17 protein-coding genes and 2 rRNA genes are annotated in these 19,570 nt (G+C 58.7%); 11 read left to right on the forward strand and 8 right to left on the reverse strand.

All coding sequences use genetic code 11. From position 1 onward, the window contains the following. Nucleotides 1-82, forward strand: a 23S ribosomal RNA gene (locus HWX36_RS05245); the annotation flags it as partial. A 155-nt stretch (nucleotides 83-237) separates the two neighbouring features. Then, nucleotides 238-350: ribosomal RNA gene (gene rrf, locus HWX36_RS05250) — 5S ribosomal RNA — on the forward strand. Between the two features lie 243 nt (nucleotides 351-593). On the opposite strand, the gene HWX36_RS05255 is transcribed toward rrf, so the two are convergent. Together HWX36_RS05255 and HWX36_RS37010 are read right to left on the reverse strand one after the other, a co-directional pair. Continuing rightward, a complete protein-coding gene (locus tag HWX36_RS05255; protein WP_175951178.1) occupies nucleotides 594-926 on the reverse strand; it encodes a hypothetical protein in 333 nt (110 codons plus the stop codon). Between the two features lie 111 nt (nucleotides 927-1,037). Beyond that, nucleotides 1,038-1,715, reverse strand: a complete 678-nt coding sequence (locus HWX36_RS37010; RefSeq protein WP_244136325.1) for a helix-turn-helix transcriptional regulator — start codon at nucleotides 1,713-1,715, stop codon at nucleotides 1,038-1,040. Between the two features lie 467 nt (nucleotides 1,716-2,182). On the opposite strand from HWX36_RS37010, the gene HWX36_RS05270 reads away from it, so the two are divergent. From HWX36_RS05270 to HWX36_RS05280, 4 genes are all read left to right on the forward strand, one after another. Further along, nucleotides 2,183-3,079 carry a glycine zipper family protein gene (locus tag HWX36_RS05270; protein WP_175951181.1) on the forward strand — a complete coding sequence of 299 codons (897 nt, stop codon included), beginning with the start codon at nucleotides 2,183-2,185 and terminating at the stop codon, nucleotides 3,077-3,079. 30 nt (nucleotides 3,080-3,109) lie between these two features. Next, nucleotides 3,110-3,799, forward strand: coding sequence for a hypothetical protein (locus HWX36_RS05275; RefSeq protein WP_175951182.1), 690 nt, complete (start codon nucleotides 3,110-3,112; stop codon nucleotides 3,797-3,799). A 523-nt stretch (nucleotides 3,800-4,322) separates the two neighbouring features. Continuing rightward, nucleotides 4,323-4,445 (forward strand): hypothetical protein, encoded by a 123-nt coding sequence (locus HWX36_RS37580; RefSeq protein WP_279613377.1) that lies wholly within the window; start codon nucleotides 4,323-4,325, stop codon nucleotides 4,443-4,445. 313 nt (nucleotides 4,446-4,758) lie between these two features. Further along, nucleotides 4,759-5,160, forward strand: a complete 402-nt coding sequence (locus HWX36_RS05280) for a very short patch repair endonuclease (protein WP_175951493.1) — start codon at nucleotides 4,759-4,761, stop codon at nucleotides 5,158-5,160. 28 nt (nucleotides 5,161-5,188) lie between these two features. On the opposite strand, the gene HWX36_RS05285 is transcribed toward HWX36_RS05280, so the two are convergent. The 5 genes from HWX36_RS05285 to dnaA form a co-directional block, all read right to left on the reverse strand. Beyond that, entirely contained in the window at nucleotides 5,189-6,892 is a 1,704-nt protein-coding gene (locus HWX36_RS05285) for an ATP-binding protein (RefSeq protein ID WP_175951183.1), read from the reverse strand. A 21-nt stretch (nucleotides 6,893-6,913) separates the two neighbouring features. After that, a complete protein-coding gene (locus HWX36_RS05290; protein WP_175951184.1) occupies nucleotides 6,914-8,080 on the reverse strand; it encodes a DNA cytosine methyltransferase in 1,167 nt (388 codons plus the stop codon). A gap of 618 nt (nucleotides 8,081-8,698) precedes the next feature. Next, the gene (gyrB, locus tag HWX36_RS05295) at nucleotides 8,699-11,173 is read right to left on the reverse strand and encodes a DNA topoisomerase (ATP-hydrolyzing) subunit B (protein ID WP_175951185.1); all 2,475 of its coding nucleotides are present in this window, start codon (nucleotides 11,171-11,173) and stop codon (nucleotides 8,699-8,701) included. Between the two features lie 191 nt (nucleotides 11,174-11,364). Next, complete coding sequence (gene dnaN, locus HWX36_RS05300; protein ID WP_006756934.1) at nucleotides 11,365-12,471, reverse strand: DNA polymerase III subunit beta; 1,107 nt, start codon at nucleotides 12,469-12,471, stop codon at nucleotides 11,365-11,367. Between the two features lie 169 nt (nucleotides 12,472-12,640). Beyond that, nucleotides 12,641-14,218, reverse strand: coding sequence for a chromosomal replication initiator protein DnaA (gene dnaA / locus HWX36_RS05305; protein ID WP_244136327.1), 1,578 nt, complete (start codon nucleotides 14,216-14,218; stop codon nucleotides 12,641-12,643). A 421-nt stretch (nucleotides 14,219-14,639) separates the two neighbouring features. Between dnaA and rpmH the strand changes: the two genes are divergently transcribed. The 4 genes from rpmH to yidC all read left to right on the forward strand — a co-directional run bounded on the left by rpmH (nucleotide 14,640) and on the right by yidC (nucleotide 17,269). Then, nucleotides 14,640-14,774: a 50S ribosomal protein L34 gene (gene rpmH / locus HWX36_RS05310; RefSeq protein ID WP_004198824.1), complete on the forward strand. Its 135-nt coding sequence runs from the start codon at nucleotides 14,640-14,642 to the stop codon at nucleotides 14,772-14,774. 15 nt (nucleotides 14,775-14,789) lie between these two features. Beyond that, on the forward strand, nucleotides 14,790-15,251 hold the full coding sequence (rnpA, locus tag HWX36_RS05315; protein WP_175951187.1) for a ribonuclease P protein component: 462 nt from the start codon (nucleotides 14,790-14,792) through the stop codon (nucleotides 15,249-15,251). Between the two features lie 75 nt (nucleotides 15,252-15,326). Then, nucleotides 15,327-15,593 carry a membrane protein insertion efficiency factor YidD gene (gene yidD / locus HWX36_RS05320; RefSeq protein ID WP_006489939.1) on the forward strand — a complete coding sequence of 89 codons (267 nt, stop codon included), beginning with the start codon at nucleotides 15,327-15,329 and terminating at the stop codon, nucleotides 15,591-15,593. 8 nt (nucleotides 15,594-15,601) lie between these two features. Then, nucleotides 15,602-17,269 (forward strand): membrane protein insertase YidC, encoded by a 1,668-nt coding sequence (gene yidC, locus HWX36_RS05325; RefSeq protein WP_175951188.1) that lies wholly within the window; start codon nucleotides 15,602-15,604, stop codon nucleotides 17,267-17,269. Nucleotides 17,270-17,376: 107 nt separating this feature from the next. On the opposite strand, the gene HWX36_RS05330 is transcribed toward yidC, so the two are convergent. After that, nucleotides 17,377-17,808, reverse strand: a complete 432-nt coding sequence (locus HWX36_RS05330; protein ID WP_175951189.1) for a transcriptional regulator — start codon at nucleotides 17,806-17,808, stop codon at nucleotides 17,377-17,379. A 345-nt stretch (nucleotides 17,809-18,153) separates the two neighbouring features. On the opposite strand from HWX36_RS05330, the gene mnmE reads away from it, so the two are divergent. Then, nucleotides 18,154-19,548 (forward strand): tRNA uridine-5-carboxymethylaminomethyl(34) synthesis GTPase MnmE, encoded by a 1,395-nt coding sequence (mnmE, locus tag HWX36_RS05335; protein ID WP_175951190.1) that lies wholly within the window; start codon nucleotides 18,154-18,156, stop codon nucleotides 19,546-19,548. The last annotated feature ends 22 nt before the right edge of the window (nucleotides 19,549-19,570 follow it).

A 19,570-nucleotide genomic window follows, 5' to 3' on the forward strand; every position in this document is an offset into this window, starting at 1 on the left:
ACCAGGACGTTGATAGGTCAGGTGTGTAAGCGCAGTAATGCGTTCAGCTAACTGATACTAATTGCCCGTAAGGCTTGATCCTATAACAAGTCTGCCTTGTAGATCGGCGCCGTGCGACAGCACCGGCCGCGATCCAAAGCGACAGGTTGGATTCTCGTGTGTGATACACACAACTCAAAATTACTGCTTCTTCCCAGATTGGTTCTGTTGGCCGCGCCAGCAGAACAACCCTCTTTGCCTGATGACCATAGCGAGTCGGTCCCACCCCTTCCCATCCCGAACAGGACCGTGAAACGACTCTACGCCGATGATAGTGCGGATTCCCGTGTGAAAGTAGGTAATCGTCAGGCTCCCTAAGCCAGAAACCCCCGCCCGAACAGGCGGGGGTTTTTGCATTGGGGCGACGGAAATGCGCGCGGCGTATTCGGCATGGCTGCATGTCGTGCTGCACGCATTGATGCTCGCGATGCCGCAGGATGCGGAGAAGACGGAACGCAACTTCTCGTCAGTTGTGACGATTGTTGAAGTTGCCTGCAGCCTCACCGCGGACCATTTGCGTCAACGCGTGTGCCGAAGTGCTGCACGCCGAGCCATCACCAGACAGTAGAGCCGCGCAAAGCGGCCAGCGCTGCGTAGTCCTCAGCCTCATCCTCTTCCTGGGCAGCTGCACCATAGGGCTGCTCTCGCCAGTTCAGCGCGCTGTAGTCGGGCGTGATGATGACCCTTCGGGAAGCAAAGCTGAACCGAAGATAGACGCGATCACCCGGCTTGAATCCGAACATCTCGAAATGCGCGTCGATGGCGCGCATCCATGGCATGTACGGTTGGCCATCCTGGGGAAGGTCCGGCTTGTTGCCGAGGGTTAGCTCAACCTCGGGATACTGTTTGAGCTTCTTGGGACGTGACTTACTATAGGCGTTAGCCATTTCCGACTCCGATGATGAGTTGGTTGTGGTCAGCGGGTCGTATGGGTGGCAGCCCATGCGGCCCGCGCTTTTACTGCTTTGCTCTCTTCAGTTTTTCATTGGATTCGCGTTTCAGAGAGAAACGATCTTCCCCACTGCTGGTGCTACGGGACCGCCGACAGACATTCGATGCTTGAGAAGCAGCGCCTCAAGTACCGATTTGGCGACGAGCTTGTCGTCGGGGCCGAGTGCTCGCAAGCCTTCAAAAATCGGGCGAAAGTCCTCGTCTAGTCGAAGCTCGCTCGAATCAAACAGCAACGAGTCGGTGCTTACACACAGAGCGATTGCGAGACGTTTCATCACGTCGAGATTCGGACATGTCAGCCCGGCTTCATATCGATTGATCTGCACCATATGAACCTTTGCACGATCGGCCAGTTGCTTTTGAGTGAACCCTCTCTGCTTGCGAAAGGTTGCGAGTCGATCCGGAAAAGTCATAGGTGTAATGGAGCAGTCGAAGAGGTGCGAGGTGGATACGTCGATCAGTGTGTATGGACAGTGTAGTGTCTGTCGCATCTCATAAATCACCGTGATGTGCGGATTGGCCGATCGGTAGATGTAGCGAGTTGATCTGCGCAGGCCGTAGATAGGGTTTCGTACCTGTCCAATAGTTTTGTGATGATCTGCATGATATGACTTCGCATACCTAATAAAATAAGGCGAAGAAGAATGAAACGGTTCTATCTCAAGAAAGGAGACCGTTCGTCTAACGGCGGAGTCGTCCTGGAGGGCATGGACTTCTTCAAGCATCACGGTACGCCGGTGACGTTTCTGGGGGCCGAAGTTTACTGCTCGGCGTGCGACTCGATTGGCGTCATCGTTGGTCACGGGCCACGACGGCCAGACTCACTCATGGGCAAGCACGCTGCGCTAGATGGTGATCTGTGTGCTTGTCGCTGCCATCCCCGCCCAGTGATGCGGGCGTCTCAAGATACCGCTTGTCTGGACTTCACATCAGGCGAACTCGCCGAGATGGGCTTCGGCCCCGCGGGAAATCCGCTCTCGAAGCGTCGTCGCGAATCGTACGACGAGCAGGTGCGAGTTGTGGATCGTGCTGGAAATCCAATATCCGGCGTGCCGTATCACATTCGTTCCGCAACCGGTGCCACGTACAAAGGGCTAACCGATAGCCAGGGGTACTGCCCTCGCGTCTATACAGACAACCCTCAACAGCTCGACATCGCGGTAGGCGTTCAAGCTCTGGAAAGGTGGGCGCGATGAGCGACTACATTTACCGAGCGCCGACAAACGATCGATCGGGATCACAATATGACGTCCTCGGGCATCTGATGCCCGCGCGCGTGTTCGTGCTTGTGGTGGTAGACGAGCCAGGTAAAGACGGGTTTCTCGTTCGACGCTGCTACACGACCATTCACGATCCGTACTTGCAGTCACTTCGCCTGGGGCCGCTCGAGGCGATGCGGGAAGTGCACCCGGAAAAATACGGGTTGTGGCCCAGGGGGCCGGGTTCGAGCGCGAGTATCGCCGAGCACGTGATGGGCTACGAAAAGCTGACGAGCTACATTTCCACTAGCAGTGACTTTCCAGGTGGAGCTGAGCGATTCAAGGGCAAGGTGCTTTACGTCGACATCGCGCAAGCCAAGCGTGCGGGCGCCAAGCTTGTAACGACGCAGGAGATCAGGCTTGCGTTGGATAGATACGCGACGGAGTACCCTCACCTGAAAAACAGGATTGCCCGTATCAAGAGTTATGCGGAAGGGCTCGACAAGGAGGTGCTCATCAAGCCGAATCCGATGGTTCCGTCGTCTGGGATTTACACCACGCGCGGGCTGGCTGTCACGCTCGGTCTGGTCAAGTTCGCACGCGTGGTTCAAGTCATTGGAATCGGGTTCACCGCGTACGATCTTTCCGTTGCTACAAACGAGTCGTTCAAGGCGAAGTCCGTGAAGCCAATTGAGAAAGAGGTGATTCGTCAGATGGGCGGCTGGGGCGGTGCTATTGCTGGCTGGAAGATGGGCGCAGCTGCCGGAGCGCTGGTCGGCATTGAGACTGGACCGGGTGCAGTGATCACGGGACTTGTCGGTGGCCTGGTTTTCGGATCCATCGGGTATTTCGGAGGCGCCCTTGCTGCTGACGAGATCGTCGGCAAATGACAGGGAGTTGATGTGTCGAACTTGAAGAGAATGTTCGCCGACTTCATGGATGGGCGCCAGAGCAGGCGTGCGTCGCGAGAGCTGTTCGAGCAGCAACAGATGGCAATTGAGGAGCTTTTCGAGGCGGATCTGACGTACTTGCGCAAGACGTTCGCAGGAACGCCGGAGACACTTCAAACGGAGTCGTTTCCGGACTATCCCGGGGCGGTATGGATGGGGGGCCTTGGCGTCAAAGCGTTCTGCGTGACGCGGGATGTCGAAGTCGAGCAGTTCCCGGTCTACGTCAATCTTGTGGCCGCTGGCAGGATGCGAGTGGGGCCACGCCAGTTCGTGCGAGCCGGGTCGATTCACGCATTCTTTTCCGGTGTCGATCGCTTCTCCGGGAAGCAGGTTAGTTTGCTGACGAACGATGTCGAGCTTGTTCGCTCAGTTTCGGCAGCCGGATTCAATCCGCCACCACCGTGGCTTGCGTGGTACGAACTCGGCCCGTTGATATACAACCTCCAGGGCGACGCGCAGTACTGGTATGAGAATGTGTGGGATCGGTACTGGGTGAGTCTGAGTCTGGTTGAGCAGGATGCTTTTATCGATGGACGGAGATCGTCGGCCCACACTTATCTGGGCAAGGAGGGGTGGGCGGAATGGACCGATGCGATTCGAACTAGGGACGCCCGTTATCGAGAGCGGTTGAGGATCGAGTACCCCGATGACGGGCGATGAGTTGCTGCCAATTGGTACGCGGGTGACAGCCGGGTGACATCAACCGGTGGCGGGCGACCGTCGGGATCGATTCAATGGCAGGTTGATGGCGGAGGTATCCGGGGATGCCCCAAGCTGTTTGCTGCAAGCCGCTATCCTGTGTGCCATGTCACTTCTTACTGCATCGCGCGTCACGTACAAAGCGCTGATCGATGGCCTGAGCGCGTTCATACTGACGCCCCTCAGCCGCTCGACATCGCGATTGGCTTTCAAGCGCTGCAAAGGTGGGCGCGATGAGCGACCATCTTTACCGAACCCCGCCGAACGATCGCGCGGGGTCACAATACGGCGTCCCTGGCATTGATACCCGCCCGTGTGTCGTGTTCGTGGCGGCGGAAGAGCCGGGCAAAGATGGGTTTGTCGATCGGCGCTGTTACACGATCATCCTCGCTCCGTATTTGCAAGTGCTTCGGCTCGGACCGATCGACGCGATGCGAGAGGCGCGCCCCAAAAAAAGCTGTGGTCCCGGGTCCCGGGGGCGAGCATGAGCATCACCGAACATGTGATGGGCTACGACAAACTGGCGAGTTACATCTCCACCAGGGGCGAATTCCCGGGCGGGGCTGATCGATTCAAGGGCAAGCTGCTTGATGTCGACATCGCTTAGGCCAAGCGCGCAGGTGAGAGGCTTGTAACGACGCAGAAAATCAAGCCCGAGTTGGATCGATGCGCAGCACGGTATCAGTATCTGACAAACTGGATTGCTCGTATCAAGAGCTACGCTGAAAGGCTCGACAAGGAGGTGCTCAACAAGCCGAACCAACTTCGAAATTGTCAGCTAGGATGATAGGAGCGGAGGGGGCCAGCTAATCGAGGCCGAAAAAAACAATCGTGTATAGAATTTTCGGCACACGCTTAATGATTTGTCGGTCGATGTAATTTTTATTTTACGGATTATTGGAAAAATTGAGGGGCGAGATATGGACAGAGTTTCGCCGAATCGAAGAAGCGAAATAATGCGACGCATACACTCCAAAGACACTTCTATCGAGATGCGTGTTCGGAAGTATATTTATTCATTAGGGTTCCGTTATAGATTGCATGTGAAAGATCTACCTGGAAAGCCAGATATCGTATTTAGAAAAACTAAAAAAATTGTATTCGTTCACGGTTGCTTTTGGCACGGGCACGGATGTAGGAAGGGGCAGCTGCCAAAAACTAATATAGAGTTTTGGGGGGATAAAATAAGGGCCAACGTAGATCGCGATTCGAGAGTAATTCGTGATCTAGAGTCGGCCGGTTGGCATGTCTTAGTAATATGGCAGTGCCAGATCGGCGATCTTTCAATGCTTCAGTCGGAAATTAAAAAATTCCTTCTGTGAAATAATCGTGCGATTCCGATCGATCGCGTTAACTTTCTATTAAGTGGCGTAGGATAGGGAGGATTTCATCCCGAATCTGAAACGCCTCGGATCGAGTAATTGGCTGGTAAGCGTTATGTGCTGCACTATTAAGCATCTTCTTATGGTACTGCATTCTAGTTAGGCTGTGCCGCAAATATTGATCTTTTCCTGCTCCGAAAACATCGGGATTTTTCGCAAGGTAAGTGAGCGCCTCGTCAAGGCTTGGAAGAATGCTTGGATTATTTTGTGTTGAATCTGTTTCCACGCTTGAATTTCTAGATTTTTTTCGTTCCTTTTTGATGTGCTCACTGAATTCGTCGAATGAATTGTGACGTATCATGTAAGTGACTACTGTCGTCTCAAACAGTATTCTAATTAGAACCAGTCCCGAGTAGACGAAATCGCCGAGTATGAACTGCTTCGCCTCATGGACGAGGGCAAGGTGCTTATCATTACAGTGTTTTTCATCGATATCAGCGGGTAAAATTGTTGCTACCTGATGATGGTCGATTTTCTCGATCACTTTCTTCTTAATCACCGGCCTCGGAATACCTGCGGGAGGTTCCTTTTTTGTGGGCTTGTCTTTGGGCGGTGGTGGATTCAGCGGAATATGCTGCTTCTTCTTTTTCTTTGCATCGGTTGCATTACTTCGCCAGTTTTCTGCAAAGCGACGCATATCATCGAGAGCAGTTTGATATGCCGAATTGTTAAGATCGACATCTTCCTTCGTAGTCGTCCATGGGAGTTTTGCCGGATCACCCACAAAATTTACTTCACCGACAAAGCCATAGAACTCGGTGTGAAATTTAGTATACCAGCCGGTTTTAGAGGATCTATCGTGACTTACGACAACGCGATCATTGCAATAAATTGTCCAGCCGAATTCATTGGTAATTTGACCGTTAACTTCCTTGTCGTAGTCCGGTTCAGCACCGAAGCGGTGTTTCGTATGTTGTCCCGCGTGCAAGAAAATAGAAATGCCGTCCTCTGTTTTATACAATTTTCGATCCGGGGCGTACGGGCCGTTTTCCCGGATCTCAATAGCATACGATTGAACAATTTTCCTGTTAACAAGAATTTTCAATCCTTTTTCTATGAAGCGGCTATAGATCCGACCTATCTCATTGCTGAAGTTTTCAATTTCATCTCTATCGGCGAATCTTCGAGCGGTCTCTGTCGACAGGCCGCTAATCTTTATGGTGGTGCCGGCTTTGCCTATAGTTGGAACTTCAACTGCAGGAAGCGCCCAACCTTTGGTTCGAAGATATTTGCCTGTATCTAGATCGAGCTCTGCTCGCTGAGTACCTGTATCAGTGACAATGTGACTGGTGCGTCCGATTTTGAATAACGCACGGTTCAATCCCATTCCGAAAACCCCGATGCCAAGCTGATGGGCCGAGCGCTCGCCGAATCTAAGAACCGATGTTCTCAGGTCCGCAATCGAAATTCCACCGCAATTGTCTTGTATTGAGAATTCGTCAGCGCTGAACTGTATTTTTATCTCGTAACTTTTGTATGAGATGGGGAGTTCATCGTTATCGCCATTCTCTTTCTTCTTGGTAAAAATTGAATTTCTTGCGGCATCGACGGCGTTATCGATTAGGTCGAATATGCAAGCATCAATCGATATATCCCGCGTAAGGCTTTCGACTATTACTTCTTTGCTTGGAGTTGTATCGACGGTAAATTTCGCTGTTTTCCTTGTTGCCATAACCGGCTCCCCGTTTTTGATTTAGGCGGCTCTGCGTTCCAATTTATTGTGGGATGGTTTTCTTTGACCAAGATTTCTTAATATTGTCGACAAAATGCCGAATGAAACGCTTGGTGAGACACTATTTCCAATCATCCGGAAGCTATGCCAAATGGTAGGATGAAAAATGAACCAATCTGGAAAAGCTTGCATCCGAGCGGCCTCTCTAACCGTGATGACGCGAGGTTCGGACGGATGTAGTGGGCGTACAGCTTGAAATGCACCTTTTTCCGAACCCGTACCGGCGCGAATAGTCGGGCATTGCCCCTCCCAACTGAGGCGGTAAGATTTGCTGACCTTGTCGCTACTTCCGTTGGGAATCGATCCATACCGCGCTTTTACCGCCTCTGTATGCTTTGTTTCAAACATCCCAGACACCATGTTAGAAGACAGACGCTTTAATGCATCTGACCAGCCCAAATGTTTCGGAGGAAGTTGGCGGAGGCTTTTCGCGTACTCCGATACTGTAGCAATTGAGCTGGAATTGTAACTTGCCCAACCAAAATCGTTCTTATCGTGAGGATTACGTGGTACCGGAGAGGAAAGATCACCAATTGCGTCTCGAACGGTTGCTTTTCTTTCTACGGCTACTTGATCGAAAAAATGTTGCTGAAGCATCAACTCGTTTGAATCGTAACCGACAACAACTGTCCGACGGCGATTGGTCGCTGCCCCAAAATCTGCTGCGTTTACTACGAATGGGCCCAAAACCGTATACTTGTGTTTGACAGTTTCAATGGCGGCATCTAGAACTCCAATATTATCTTCATCTAGCAAACCTTCCACGTTTTCCATTACGAAAAATTTAGGCTGCAACAGAAGTACATGCCTGTAAAAATGATGGATAAGTGTATTTCTTGGATCATCTTTGCTGCGCTTGCCAATTCGACTGAAGCCTTGGCACGGCGGACCACCTATTATTCCATCAGGTCTTTGATCCCCGATAAGGATATTCCAATCTGCTCGATTAATATCTGCGACGTTCGCTTGAACCGGCTTCGAATAGGGAAAATTTCGCCCGAAGCTTGATTGAAGAGTCGGCTCAATATCAATTGCGACAATAGATTGAAAGCCTGCTAATTCTGCCCCGAGCGAAAAGCCGCCGCAGCCGCAAAACAAATCTATGACGGTAGGCTTATTTTCTTTCATTCGTTATCAATTCAAGAATATTAACTTGGGACGTAAGACTCGTTCCTTCGGGGCAGGGTATCAGAAAAATACCGAGCTGTCGACTTACGGAGCGGAAGACCCCGAGCGGTGCCAATGGCGGTTTCGGTAGCCCTCTTCCCTGTCGATCTACGGCAATTTAGAGCCTTCGCCTTACTGAGTTTGAGTATCGTCTTGGGATGGAGTCGGGTCTACCTTCGCAGTAACGCTTGCCTGTTTGCGTTCACTTCTTCGATGATTGTCTGTCCTAGAATTGGCTGAGATCCATTTGATAAGTTTGACGTACGAAATTGGTGGCTAAAAGGGGCGATAGTACTTGTATCGTTGCGTAAGCTTGGTTGGTTGGATTTGGTTGATCTCGCTAGCCGAGCCTTGTGAGATGTCATCATGTGGCGCAAGGTTGGTGCCTGTTCTAACCTGGAGCGAGGTGTCAAAAAGCCGATAGCGCAGCGTTGGCGAGGAGTGAATGCGGACTATGATGCGCCTCCCATCAGCTAGGTAAATTTGCTGGCATCCACGACTACAAATACAAAACGCCCGACGCGGTGCGCCGGGCGTTCGAGAGTACGAGTAAAGAAGACTTGACGCTATTTGAAGGGTTTAGACGTCAATATTCCCCGCCCGCAACGCATTCGACTCGATAAACGCTCTCCGCGGCTCGACATCATCCCCCATGAGCGTAGTAAAGATCCCATCCGCAGCAATCGCGTCCTCGATCTGCACACGCAGCAGTCGCCGCACCGCCGGATCCATCGTCGTTTCCCAAAGCTGCCCGGGGTTCATCTCCCCCAGCCCCTTATACCGCTGCTTCGACACATTCCGCTCGGCATCCGCCAGCAACCACTTCATCGCGCTCTTGAAGTCCGTCACGGCCATGCTGCGCTCACCACGCTTGATAACCGCCCCTTCCCCAATAAGCCCCGTAAACGTATTCGCAGTAGCCACGAGCTGTTGATAATCCGCCGTGTGCTGGAACTCCTGATCGATAACCGAAACCCGCACATTCCCGTGATGGGTACGTTCGACATGCAGCGACCGCTGTTCCCGAACCGCGTCATACGCAGGCACCACGCGCACTTCGTTCTTCAAAGCCTCGTCATGCAACGCAGCGTGAAGAGCCTTCGCCGAAGCCTCCGTCGAAGCCTCGTTGGAAAGATCGATCGACACGCCATCCATGATCGCCTCGAGCGCCGCCGGGTCATACAACCGGCTCAACCGATCGATCACGCTCTGCGACAGCAGATACGACCGCGCCAGCTCCCCGAGCGCATCGCCGGAAATCGCCGCCGCATTCTCCCCAGGCACCAGCTCCGACCCTTGCAGCGCCAACCGCAGCATATGCGCGTTCAGCTCCACATCATCCTTCAGATACCGCTCGTCCTTGCCCGCCTTGATCTTGTAAAGCGGCGGCTGCGCGATATACACGTACCCGCGCTCGATCATGTCCGGCATTTGGCGATAGAGGAACGTGAGCAGCAGCGTCCGGATGTGCGCACCGTCGACGTCCGCGTCGGTCATGATGATGATGCGGTGATAGCGCAGCTTGTCGAGGTTGTAATCGTCCTTGCCGATCCCGCACCCGAGCGCCGTGACCAGCGTCACGATCTGCTCCGACGACAGCAGCTTGTCGTAGCGCGCCTTCTCGACGTTCAGCACCTTGCCGCGCAGCGGCAGGATCGCCTGGAACTTGCGGTCGCGCCCTTGCTTGGCCGAGCCGCCTGCCGAGTCGCCCTCGACGATGTAGATTTCGCACTTCGCCGGGTCTTTCTCCTGGCAGTCCGCGAGCTTGCCCGGCAGGCCGACGCCGTCGAGCACGCCCTTGCGGCGCGTCATCTCGCGAGCCTTCCGTGCCGCATCGCGCGCACGCGCGGCTTCGACGATCTTCCCGCAGATGATCTTCGCGTCGATCGGCGTTTCCAGCAGGAACTCTTCCAGCGCCTTGGCCACGACTTCCTCAACCGGCGCCCGCACTTCGGACGAAACCAGCTTGTCCTTCGTCTGCGAGCTGAACTTCGGCTCCGGCACCTTCACGGAAAGCACGCACGACAGCCCTTCGCGCATGTCGTCGCCGGTCGTCTCGACCTTGGCCTTCTTCGCGATTTCGTTGTCGGTGATGTACTTGTTGATGACGCGCGTCATCGCGGCCCGCAGGCCGGTCAGGTGCGTGCCGCCGTCGCGCTGCGGAATGTTGTTCGTGAAGCACAGCACGTTTTCGTTGTAGCTGTCGTTCCACTGCATCGCGACTTCCACCCCCACGCCGTCCTTCTCGCCGATCGCGTGGAAAACTGTCGGGTGCAGGTTGGTCTTCGTCTTGTTGATGTACTCGACGAAGCCCTTCACACCGCCGGCGAACGCGAAATCGTCTTCCTTGCCCGAGCGCAGATCGGTGAGACGAATCCGCACGCCGTTGTTCAGGAACGAAAGCTCGCGCATGCGCTTCGCGAGGATGTCGTAGTGATACTCGACCGTGCCGAAAATGGTCGGATCGGCCATGAAGTGCACTTCGGTGCCGCGGTTCTCGGTATCGCCGGTCACCAGCATCGGCGACACTTCCACGCCGTCCACCTTCTCGATCACGCGCTCCTGCGCGATGCCGCGATGGAACTCCATGAAATGCTTCTTGCCGTTGCGGCGCACGGTGAGGCGCAGCCAGCTCGACAGTGCGTTCACGCACGACACGCCCACGCCGTGCAGGCCGCCGGACACCTTGTAGCTGTTCTGGTCGAACTTGCCGCCGGCGTGCAGCTCGGTCATCACGATCTCGGCGGCGCTGCGCTTCGGCTCGTGCTTGTCGTTCATCTTCACGTCGGTCGGAATCCCGCGGCCGTTGTCGGTCACGGTAATCGAGTTGTCGACGTGAATCGTCACCTGGATGTCGTTGCAGTACCCGGCCAGCGCTTCGTCGATCGAGTTGTCGAGCACCTCGAACACGAGGTGATGCAGACCGGTGCCGTCCGACGTGTCGCCGATGTACATCCCGGGGCGCTTGCGCACCGCTTCCAGACCTTCGAGGATCTGGATCGACGAGGCGCCGTAGCTGCTGTTATCGGGTTGCGAATTGTGCTGTTCACTCATGGATATCTTCCGGTTCTGCGGGGCCACTCTCGTGGCGGCGCGGTGCGTTTCAGCGAGAAATCGCCGGGCCGCTCCAGTTTCCTGGCCCGTCCGAGGTGCCGTTAGGGCACCAAAGGGACGGGTTGTCGGTTCGCCATAAAAACGCCAAAGGGGCTTGCCGCCCCCTGGTGTGTGTCGCGATGTCGAGCGCGTCAGATGCGCATCGGCATCACGACATACTTGAACTCGTCGTTCTCGGGCACGGTAATCAGCGCGCTCGAACTGGCGTCGCCGAGGCTCACCTGCACGGTGTCGACCTTCAGGTTCGCGAGCACGTCGAGCAGATACGTGACGTTGAAGCCGATGTCGACGGTATCGCCCTGGTAGGCGATTTCCAGTTCTTCCTGCGCCTCTTCCTGATCGGCGTTGGTCGACATGATCTTCAACTGGCCCGGTGCGATGATGCAGCGCACGCCCTTGAACTTGTCCGAGGTCAGGATTGCCGCGCGTTGCAGCGAACGCTGCAGTTCTTCACGGCCGATCTCGAACGTGTTCTTGTGCGCCTTCGGGATCACGCGCTGGAAGTCGGGGAACTTGCCCTCGACGAGTTTCGACACGAGCTCGACCTGGCCGAACGTGAACTTGGCCTGGGTTTGCGCGATGTCGATGGTGACGGTGTCGTCGATGTCTTCGAGCAGGCGTTGCAGCTCGAGAATCGTCTTGCGCGGCACGATGACTTCCTGGCGGCCGAACGTGCCGCCTTCGAGCTTCATCGACGAGAACGCGAGGCGGTGGCCGTCGGTGGCCACGGCCATCAGCTGGTCGCCGTCGACGACGAGCAGCATGCCGTTCAGGTAGTAGCGGATGTCCTGCTGCGCCATCGCGAAGTGCACCATGCCGAGCAGCTGGCGGAACGACTTCTGCGGGACGGTGAGGGTGGCGCCGAAATCCTTGGCCTGCGCGACGGTCGGGAACTCGTCGGCCGCCAGCGTCTGCAGTGCGAAACGGCTCTTGCCCGATTGAACGGTGAGGCGCTTGTCGGCGAGCGACAGCGTGACCTGGCCGTCAGGCATCGCACGCAGGATGTCGAGCAGCTTGCGGGCCGCGACGGTGGTGGCCACCTGGTCGCCGCCGACGCCGAAATCGGCGCGCGTGGTGATCTGCAGCTCCAGGTCGGTCGACAGGAATGAAACGTCCGGGCCGTTCTTGGTGATCAGCAGGTTGGCAAGGATCGGCAACGTATGGCGGCGTTCGACGATGCCGCTGACCGTTTGCAGCGGCCTGAGGAGGGTGTCTCGTTCGGTCTTGACCAGTTGCATAGAGTTCCTTCGTTGAGTAACGGCCTGCAGCGCAGCAGCCACGCAGCGCCCCGCCGGCCGGGCTCTTGGCCCGCCACCGCCGGAGCGGTCAAACCAGTATTGTGCCTCAAAACCGAACCGCCCCCCTTAAATTGGGGCGGAGGCCGAATGATCAAGCGCGCCCGCGCGCTCAGCCCTTCAGCGTCTGTTCCAGCACGTGCAGCTCGTGGTTGAGCTGCGCGTCCTTGCTGCGCTCGTCGGCGATCTTGCGCACGGCGTGCAGCACGGTGGTGTGATCGCGCCCGCCGAACAGCTCGCCGATTTCCGGCAGGCTCTTCTGCGTGAGTTCCTTCGCGAGGTACATCGCGATCTGCCGCGGCCGCGCGATGTTCGCGGGACGCTTCTTCGAATACATGTCGGCGACCTTGATGTTGTAGAAGTCGGCGACGGTCTTCTGGATGTTCTCGACCGAAATCTGCCGGTTCTGCACGGTCAGCAAATCCTTCAGCGCTTCCTTGGTCAGCTCGATCGAGATCTCGCGGCCGTGGAACTTCGAATACGCGAGGATCTTGCGCAGTGCGCCCTCGAGCTCGCGCACGTTCGAGCGCAGGTGCTTCGCGACGAAGAACGCGACGTCCTCCGACAGGTTCACGCCTTCCGACTGCGCCTTGCGCATCAGGATCGCGACGCGCATTTCCAGCTCGGGCGGCTCGATCGCGACGGTGAGGCCCGAGTCGAAGCGCGAGATCAGGCGATCGTCGATGCCCGAGATTTCCTTCGGATACGTGTCGCTGGTGATGATCACCTGCGCCTTGTTCGCGACCAGCGCCTCGAACGCGTAGAAGAATTCCTCTTGCGTGCGCGATTTGCCGGAGAAGAACTGGATATCGTCGATCAGCAGCAGGTCGAGCGAGTGGTAGTAGCGCTTGAAGTCGTCGAACGCCTTGCGCTGGTACGCCTTCACCACGTCCGACACGTATTGCTCGGCGTGGATGTAGCGGATCCGCGCGCCGGCCTTGTCGAGCAGCAGCTGGTTGCCGATCGCGTGGATCAGGTGGGTCTTGCCGAGGCCGACGCCGCCGTACAGGAACAGCGGGTTGTACGAGATGCCGGGGTTGTCCGCGACCTGGATCGCGGCGGCGCGCGCCAACTGGTTCGCCTTGCCGGTCACGAAGTTGTCGAACGTGAGCACGGGGTTCAGCTTCGAGCGCTCGTACATCGAATCGGCTTCGCCGTTGGCGGGGGCCGCACCGGGGCCCGGGCGCCACGTGCGGCGGCCGGCGGCCGCCTCGTGCGCGGGCAGGCTCGGCAGGTCGATATCGGCGTCGTCGGCGTTCAGGTGGTGCGCGGCGGCGGCCGGCGGCGTCATCGGCACGTCGGCCGGCGCGGCGGGCGCAGCGGCGGCATTCGCGCTCAGGTTCGCGGCGATCGCAGCCACCGCGGCGGCCGGGCCGCCCGGTTGCAGCGGCGCGCGCGGGGCGGTGGCCGACGTGGCGCCCGTCGCGGCGCTGCGCATGCCGGCCTTCGGATCGAGGACGAACTGGACTTCGATCGGCGCATTCCAGAAATCCCGGGCCAGATCGGAGATCCGGCCCGAAAACTGGCTCTTGACCCAGTCCAGCTTGAAGCGGTTCGGCGCGGCGATGGACAGCGTGTTCGCCGACGCATCGAAGGCCACCGGGGCCAAGGGTTTGATCCACGTCACGTACTGCTGGGGCGTCAGCTCGCGCTCCAGCAGTGCGGAACAGTGTTGCCAGAAATCGTTCATCAAGTAGCTGTCGTTTTTTGCATGCACAGCGCGGCTCGCCGGCGCCCTTGTCGCGATGGCGCGACAAGGCCCGAAGCGGTCGTGCGAGCGTGCCTCGGACGCCTGCGTCACAGTCGTGCAGAGGCAGGCGGGAGCCGAAGCGGCGTGCGGGATTCTTGGAGATAAGGCGAGATTCTACCGCCAAACGCGGCCACAGCGGGACTTATCCACAGGCTGGACTTGTGGGTCGCGGGGCCGGATCGGCGCGGGCCGGCACAGGCGCTTGACTCGTAAAGTATTGACCGTCAAGAGAAAAACGGTTTAAATAGCGGGTTCCGCGAAAACCAATCCTGTATTCCCGGCGATTGCGTTCGCCCGAATGCCTCCGGTTAAGGGCACGCGGTCCCCTGAATTTCGACATTCTCGAACAAGTGAGAACATCATGAAACGTACTTACCAACCGTCCGTGACGCGCCGCAAGCGCACCCATGGCTTCCGTGTCCGCATGAAGACGGCAGGTGGCCGCAAGGTCATCAACGCTCGCCGCGCGAAGGGCCGCAAGCGCCTCGCCATCTAAGGCAGGTTGCGCGCTGTGTCCGCCGTCCGCAGTGGTGCGGAAGGTGCCGTCGAGCCGGGTGCGAATCCGTCGCAGACGAAAGCCGCCTTCCCGAAAGCTGCGCGACTTCTGAAAACGGATGAATTTTCATCCGTTTTTCGTTTGCGTCCCTGGCGGCGCTCCGCGCACTTCGTGATTTACGGCAAGCCGACCGGTCAGCCTGCACGTCTGGGGCTCGTCGTCGGCAAGAAGTATGCGCCGCGAGCAGTAACCCGTAATCTCGTGAAGCGGCTGGCGCGCGATGCGTTTCGCCTGCGCCGGGCCGAATTCGCCGGTTACGACCTGCTGCTGCGGCAGCACACGCGCTTCGACAAGAAAGCGCTGCCGAGCGCGGCTTCCGCCCCGCTCGCGGCGATGTGCGCGGCCGAGATCCGCGAGCTGCTCGACAGGGCAGTCCGGGAAATCGCCCGCCGCGCGTCGAAGCCCGCGTCCGAGTGACGCATCCGTGCCCGGTGCGGCGTTCGCGCCTGCCCGGCCGGTTTTGACGCGGCGTCGTACGGCGCCGCCCAAGGTATGAAAACGGTCTTGATCGCGTTGCTGCGCTTCTACAAGGTTGCCGTGAGCCCGATGCTCGGCAACCGTTGCCGTTTTTATCCTTCCTGTTCGGATTACGCGCGCGAGGCAATCCAGTATCATGGCGCCGCGCGCGGCACGTATCTCGCCGTCAGGCGCGTGTGCCGATGCCATCCGTTTTCCGCGGGCGGCATCGACCTCGTCCCGCCGCCCAACTCCGACACTCGCGCTCGCGGCGAAGCCGACGCGCGGTCCCATCGACTCTGAGACAACGCATGGATATCAAACGCACCGTCCTATGGGTGATCTTCTTCATGTCAGCTGTCATGCTGTACGACAACTGGCAGCGGTCCCATGGACGCCCGTCGATGTTCTTCCCGAGCGCCACGCAGACGGCCCCCGCGGCCGCTGCCGGCGGCGCATCGGGCACGGGCGCGACGACGACGACCGCAGGTGAAGTGCCTGCCGCCGCAGCCGGCGCCGCACCGTCGACGACGGCACCGGCCGCCCAGGCGCAGCTCGTGAAGTTCTCGACCGACGTGTATGACGGCGAAATCGACACGCGCGGCGGCACGCTCGCGAAGCTGACGCTGAAGAAGCAGGGCGACGGCAAGCAGCCCGACCTGTACATCACGCTGTTCGACCACACGGCCGGCCACACGTATCTCGCACGCTCGGGCCTGCTCGGCGGCGATTTCCCGAACCACAACGACGTCTACACACAGCTGAACCCCGGCTCGACGTCGCTGACGGGTGACCAGAATTCGCTGAAGCTGTCGTTCGAATCGCCGGTGAAGGGCGGCGTGAAGGTCGTGAAGACCTACACGTTCACGCGCGGCAGCTATGTGATCGGCGTCGACACCAAGATCGACAACGTCGGCACGGCGCCTGTCACGCCGACGGTCTATATGGAACTGGTGCGCGACAACACGGCCGTCGAAACGCCGATGTTCTCGCACACGTTCCTCGGGCCGGCGGTCTATACGTCGGACAAGCACTTCCAGAAGATCACGTTCAGCGACCTCGACAAGAACAAGGCCGACTACGTGACCTCCGCCGACAACGGCTGGGTCGCGATGGTGCAGCACTACTTCGCGTCGGCCTGGATTCCGCAGCAGGGCGTGAAGCGCGACATCTACGCCGAGAAGATCGATCCGACGCTGTACCGCGTCGGCGTGAAGCAGCCGGTCGCCGCGATCGCGCCGGGCCAGTCGGCCGACGTGCAGGCACGCCTGTTCGCCGGTCCGGAAGAAGAGCGCATGCTCGAAGGCATCGCGCCGGGCCTGGAGCTCGTGAAGGACTACGGCTGGGTGACGATCATCGCGAAGCCGCTGTTCTGGCTGCTCGAGAAGATCCACAGCTACATCGGCAACTGGGGCTGGTCGATCGTGCTGCTGACGATCCTGATCAAGGCCGTGTTCTTCCCGCTGTCGGCTGCGAGCTACAAGTCGATGGCGCGCATGAAGGAAATCACGCCGCGCATGCAGGCGCTGCGCGAACGCTTCAAGAGCGATCCGCAGAAGATGAACGCCGCGCTGATGGAGCTGTACAAGACCGAGAAGGTCAATCCGTTCGGCGGCTGCCTGCCGGTCGTGATCCAGATCCCGGTGTTCATCTCGCTGTACTGGGTGCTGCTCGCATCGGTCGAAATGCGCGGCGCGCCGTGGGTGCTGTGGATTCACGACCTGTCGCAGCGCGATCCGTTCTTCATCCTGCCGGTGCTGATGGCTGTGTCGATGTACGTGCAGACGAGCCTGAACCCGACCCCGCCGGACCCGGTCCAGGCGAAGATGATGAAGTTCATGCCGATCGCGTTCTCGGTGATGTTCTTCTTCTTCCCGGCCGGTCTCGTGCTGTACTACGTCGTGAACAACGTGCTGTCGATCACGCAGCAGTACTACATCACGCGCAAGTTCGGCGGGGCCAAGAAGAAACCGGCCTGACGCCCGTTGCACACGCGGGGCGGCGCGTTCGCCCCGCGCGGCACGAAAAAAAGCCGCATGGTTCGCCCATGCGGCTTTTTGCTTTCTCCGGATCCGGTGGTGCGGGCTCAGCCCTTCTTCGATTCGCCCGAGTCGCCGTAGAACTGCTCGACCAGTTCCTGCACGAGGTAGCGACGATGCGGCGCCAACGCTTCGATCTTCGACGCGAGTTCGATCGTCTCGGGCGTCAGCGGATAGCGCTCGTCACGCGGCAGCGGTTGCGGCGTCGGGTGTTCGATCACGCTCGGCGACGGGCCGTAGTGCAGCCAGTGGACGTCGACGCGCAGCCATTCGGCGAGCGTGGCGAGTTTGTCCGACGTCGGGATCGTGCGGCCCGTCAGCCATTTATGCGCGGTTTGCGGCGAAACGGGCTGCGCTCCGCGATGGCGCAGATTGAATCGGTTCGCCAGTTCCGTCGCACCCGCGATCTTCTCCGGGCTGCGCCGCAGGGCGAATTTCAGGCGTTCCGAGAACGCGGCTTTTTCTTCGGATGTCGGCATGGGGGAGATTGTGCAATTCCACCGCCGCATTTCAGACAACCATTCGGGATAAACATATCCCATTCGGACGAATCCCGGTCTTGGCCGAGGTGCGTGGCGGAATTGAGGGCCATAGCATTGGGCCGCTCCAGGAGGCATACTCGTCCGAAACGGTGGCTATAACATTGCGCCGGAATGATACTCGGCTTATCCCCAGCGGGATAAATTCGAGCGTGTCCTAATCGTGCGCCGCGGCCGGTGACGTGTGAGCCGGCACGCTACAATGCCGGCGTTCCGATGCCCGAACTGTTGCGCGGGCGCACCATATTCACCGATCACCCGATTCATCCCATTCATCCGATTCCCATGCTCGCTACCGATTCCGATCCGATCGTCGCCATTGCCACTGCTGCCGGCCGGGGGGGCATCGGGGTCGTGCGCGTGTCGTTCGGGCGCGGCGGCGAGGCGGCCGCGTTGCCGCTGATCGACGCGTTGTGCGGGCAGAAGCTCGCACCGCGCCACGCGAGCTACGTGCCGTTCCTCGACGAGCACGGCGCGCCGCTCGACCGCGGGATCGCGCTGTACTTCCCGGCGCCGCATTCGTACACCGGCGAGCACGTGCTCGAGCTGCAGGGGCACGGCGGGCCGATCGTGATGCAGTTGCTGCTGCAGCGCTGCCTCGATGCGGGGCGCGGTTTCGGGCTGCGGCTCGCGGAGCCCGGTGAATTCACGCGACGCGCGTTCCTGAACGACAAGCTCGATCTCGCGCAGGCCGAGGCCGTTGCCGACCTGATCGAGGCGAGCACCGAAGCCGCCGCGCGTTCGGCCGGGCGTTCGCTCGACGGCGCTTTCTCGCGGCAGATCCATGCGCTCGTCGACGACGTGATCACGCTGCGGATGCTGGTCGAGGCGACGCTCGATTTTCCGGAAGAAGAGATCGATTTCCTCGAAGCGGCCGACGCGCGCGGCAAGCTCGCGAAGATTCGCGCGCAGCTCGCGCACGTGCTGGGCGACGCGCGCCAGGGGGCGTTGCTGCGCGAAGGGCTGTCGGTCGTGCTCGCGGGGCAGCCGAACGTCGGCAAGTCGTCGCTGCTGAATGCGCTGGCCGGTGCTGAACTGGCGATCGTTACGCCGATCGCGGGCACGACGCGCGACAAGGTCGCTCAGACGATCCAGGTCGAAGGGATTCCGCTGCACATCATCGATACGGCCGGGTTGCGCGAGACGGAGGACGAGGTCGAGCGGATCGGTATCGCGCGGACGTGGAGCGAGATCGAGCGCGCGGATGTCGTGCTGCATTTGCTCGATTCGCGCAACGGGATGACGGCGGACGACGAGACGATCGCGGCGCGGTTTCCGGACGGCGTGCCGGTGGTGCGAGTGCTGAACAAGACGGATCTGACCGGTGTGGCGGCGTGCGTCGAGCATCCGGCGGCGGAAGGTGATCTGACCGAGGTGCATCTGTCGGCAAAGCGCGGCGACGGGATCGACATGCTGCGTGCGGAACTGCTGCGGATCGCGGGGTGGCAGGCGGGGGCGGAAGGCGTGTATCTCGCGCGCGAGCGGCATTTGATCGCGTTGCGGGCCGCGCAGGAGCATTTGGCCCAGGCAGCGGATCATGCGGAGCAGCGCGCGCAGTCACTCGATCTGTTTGCCGAGGAACTGCGGCTCGCGCAGGAGCAGCTCAATGCGATTACCGGGGAGTTTACTTCGGATGATCTGCTGGGGGTGATTTTCAGCAGGTTTTGTATTGGGAAGTGATTGGACGGCGAGAGATGCCGAG

This window comes from Burkholderia sp. BCC0405, from assembly GCF_902833075.1.
Classification (GTDB): Bacteria; Pseudomonadota; Gammaproteobacteria; order Burkholderiales; family Burkholderiaceae; genus Burkholderia.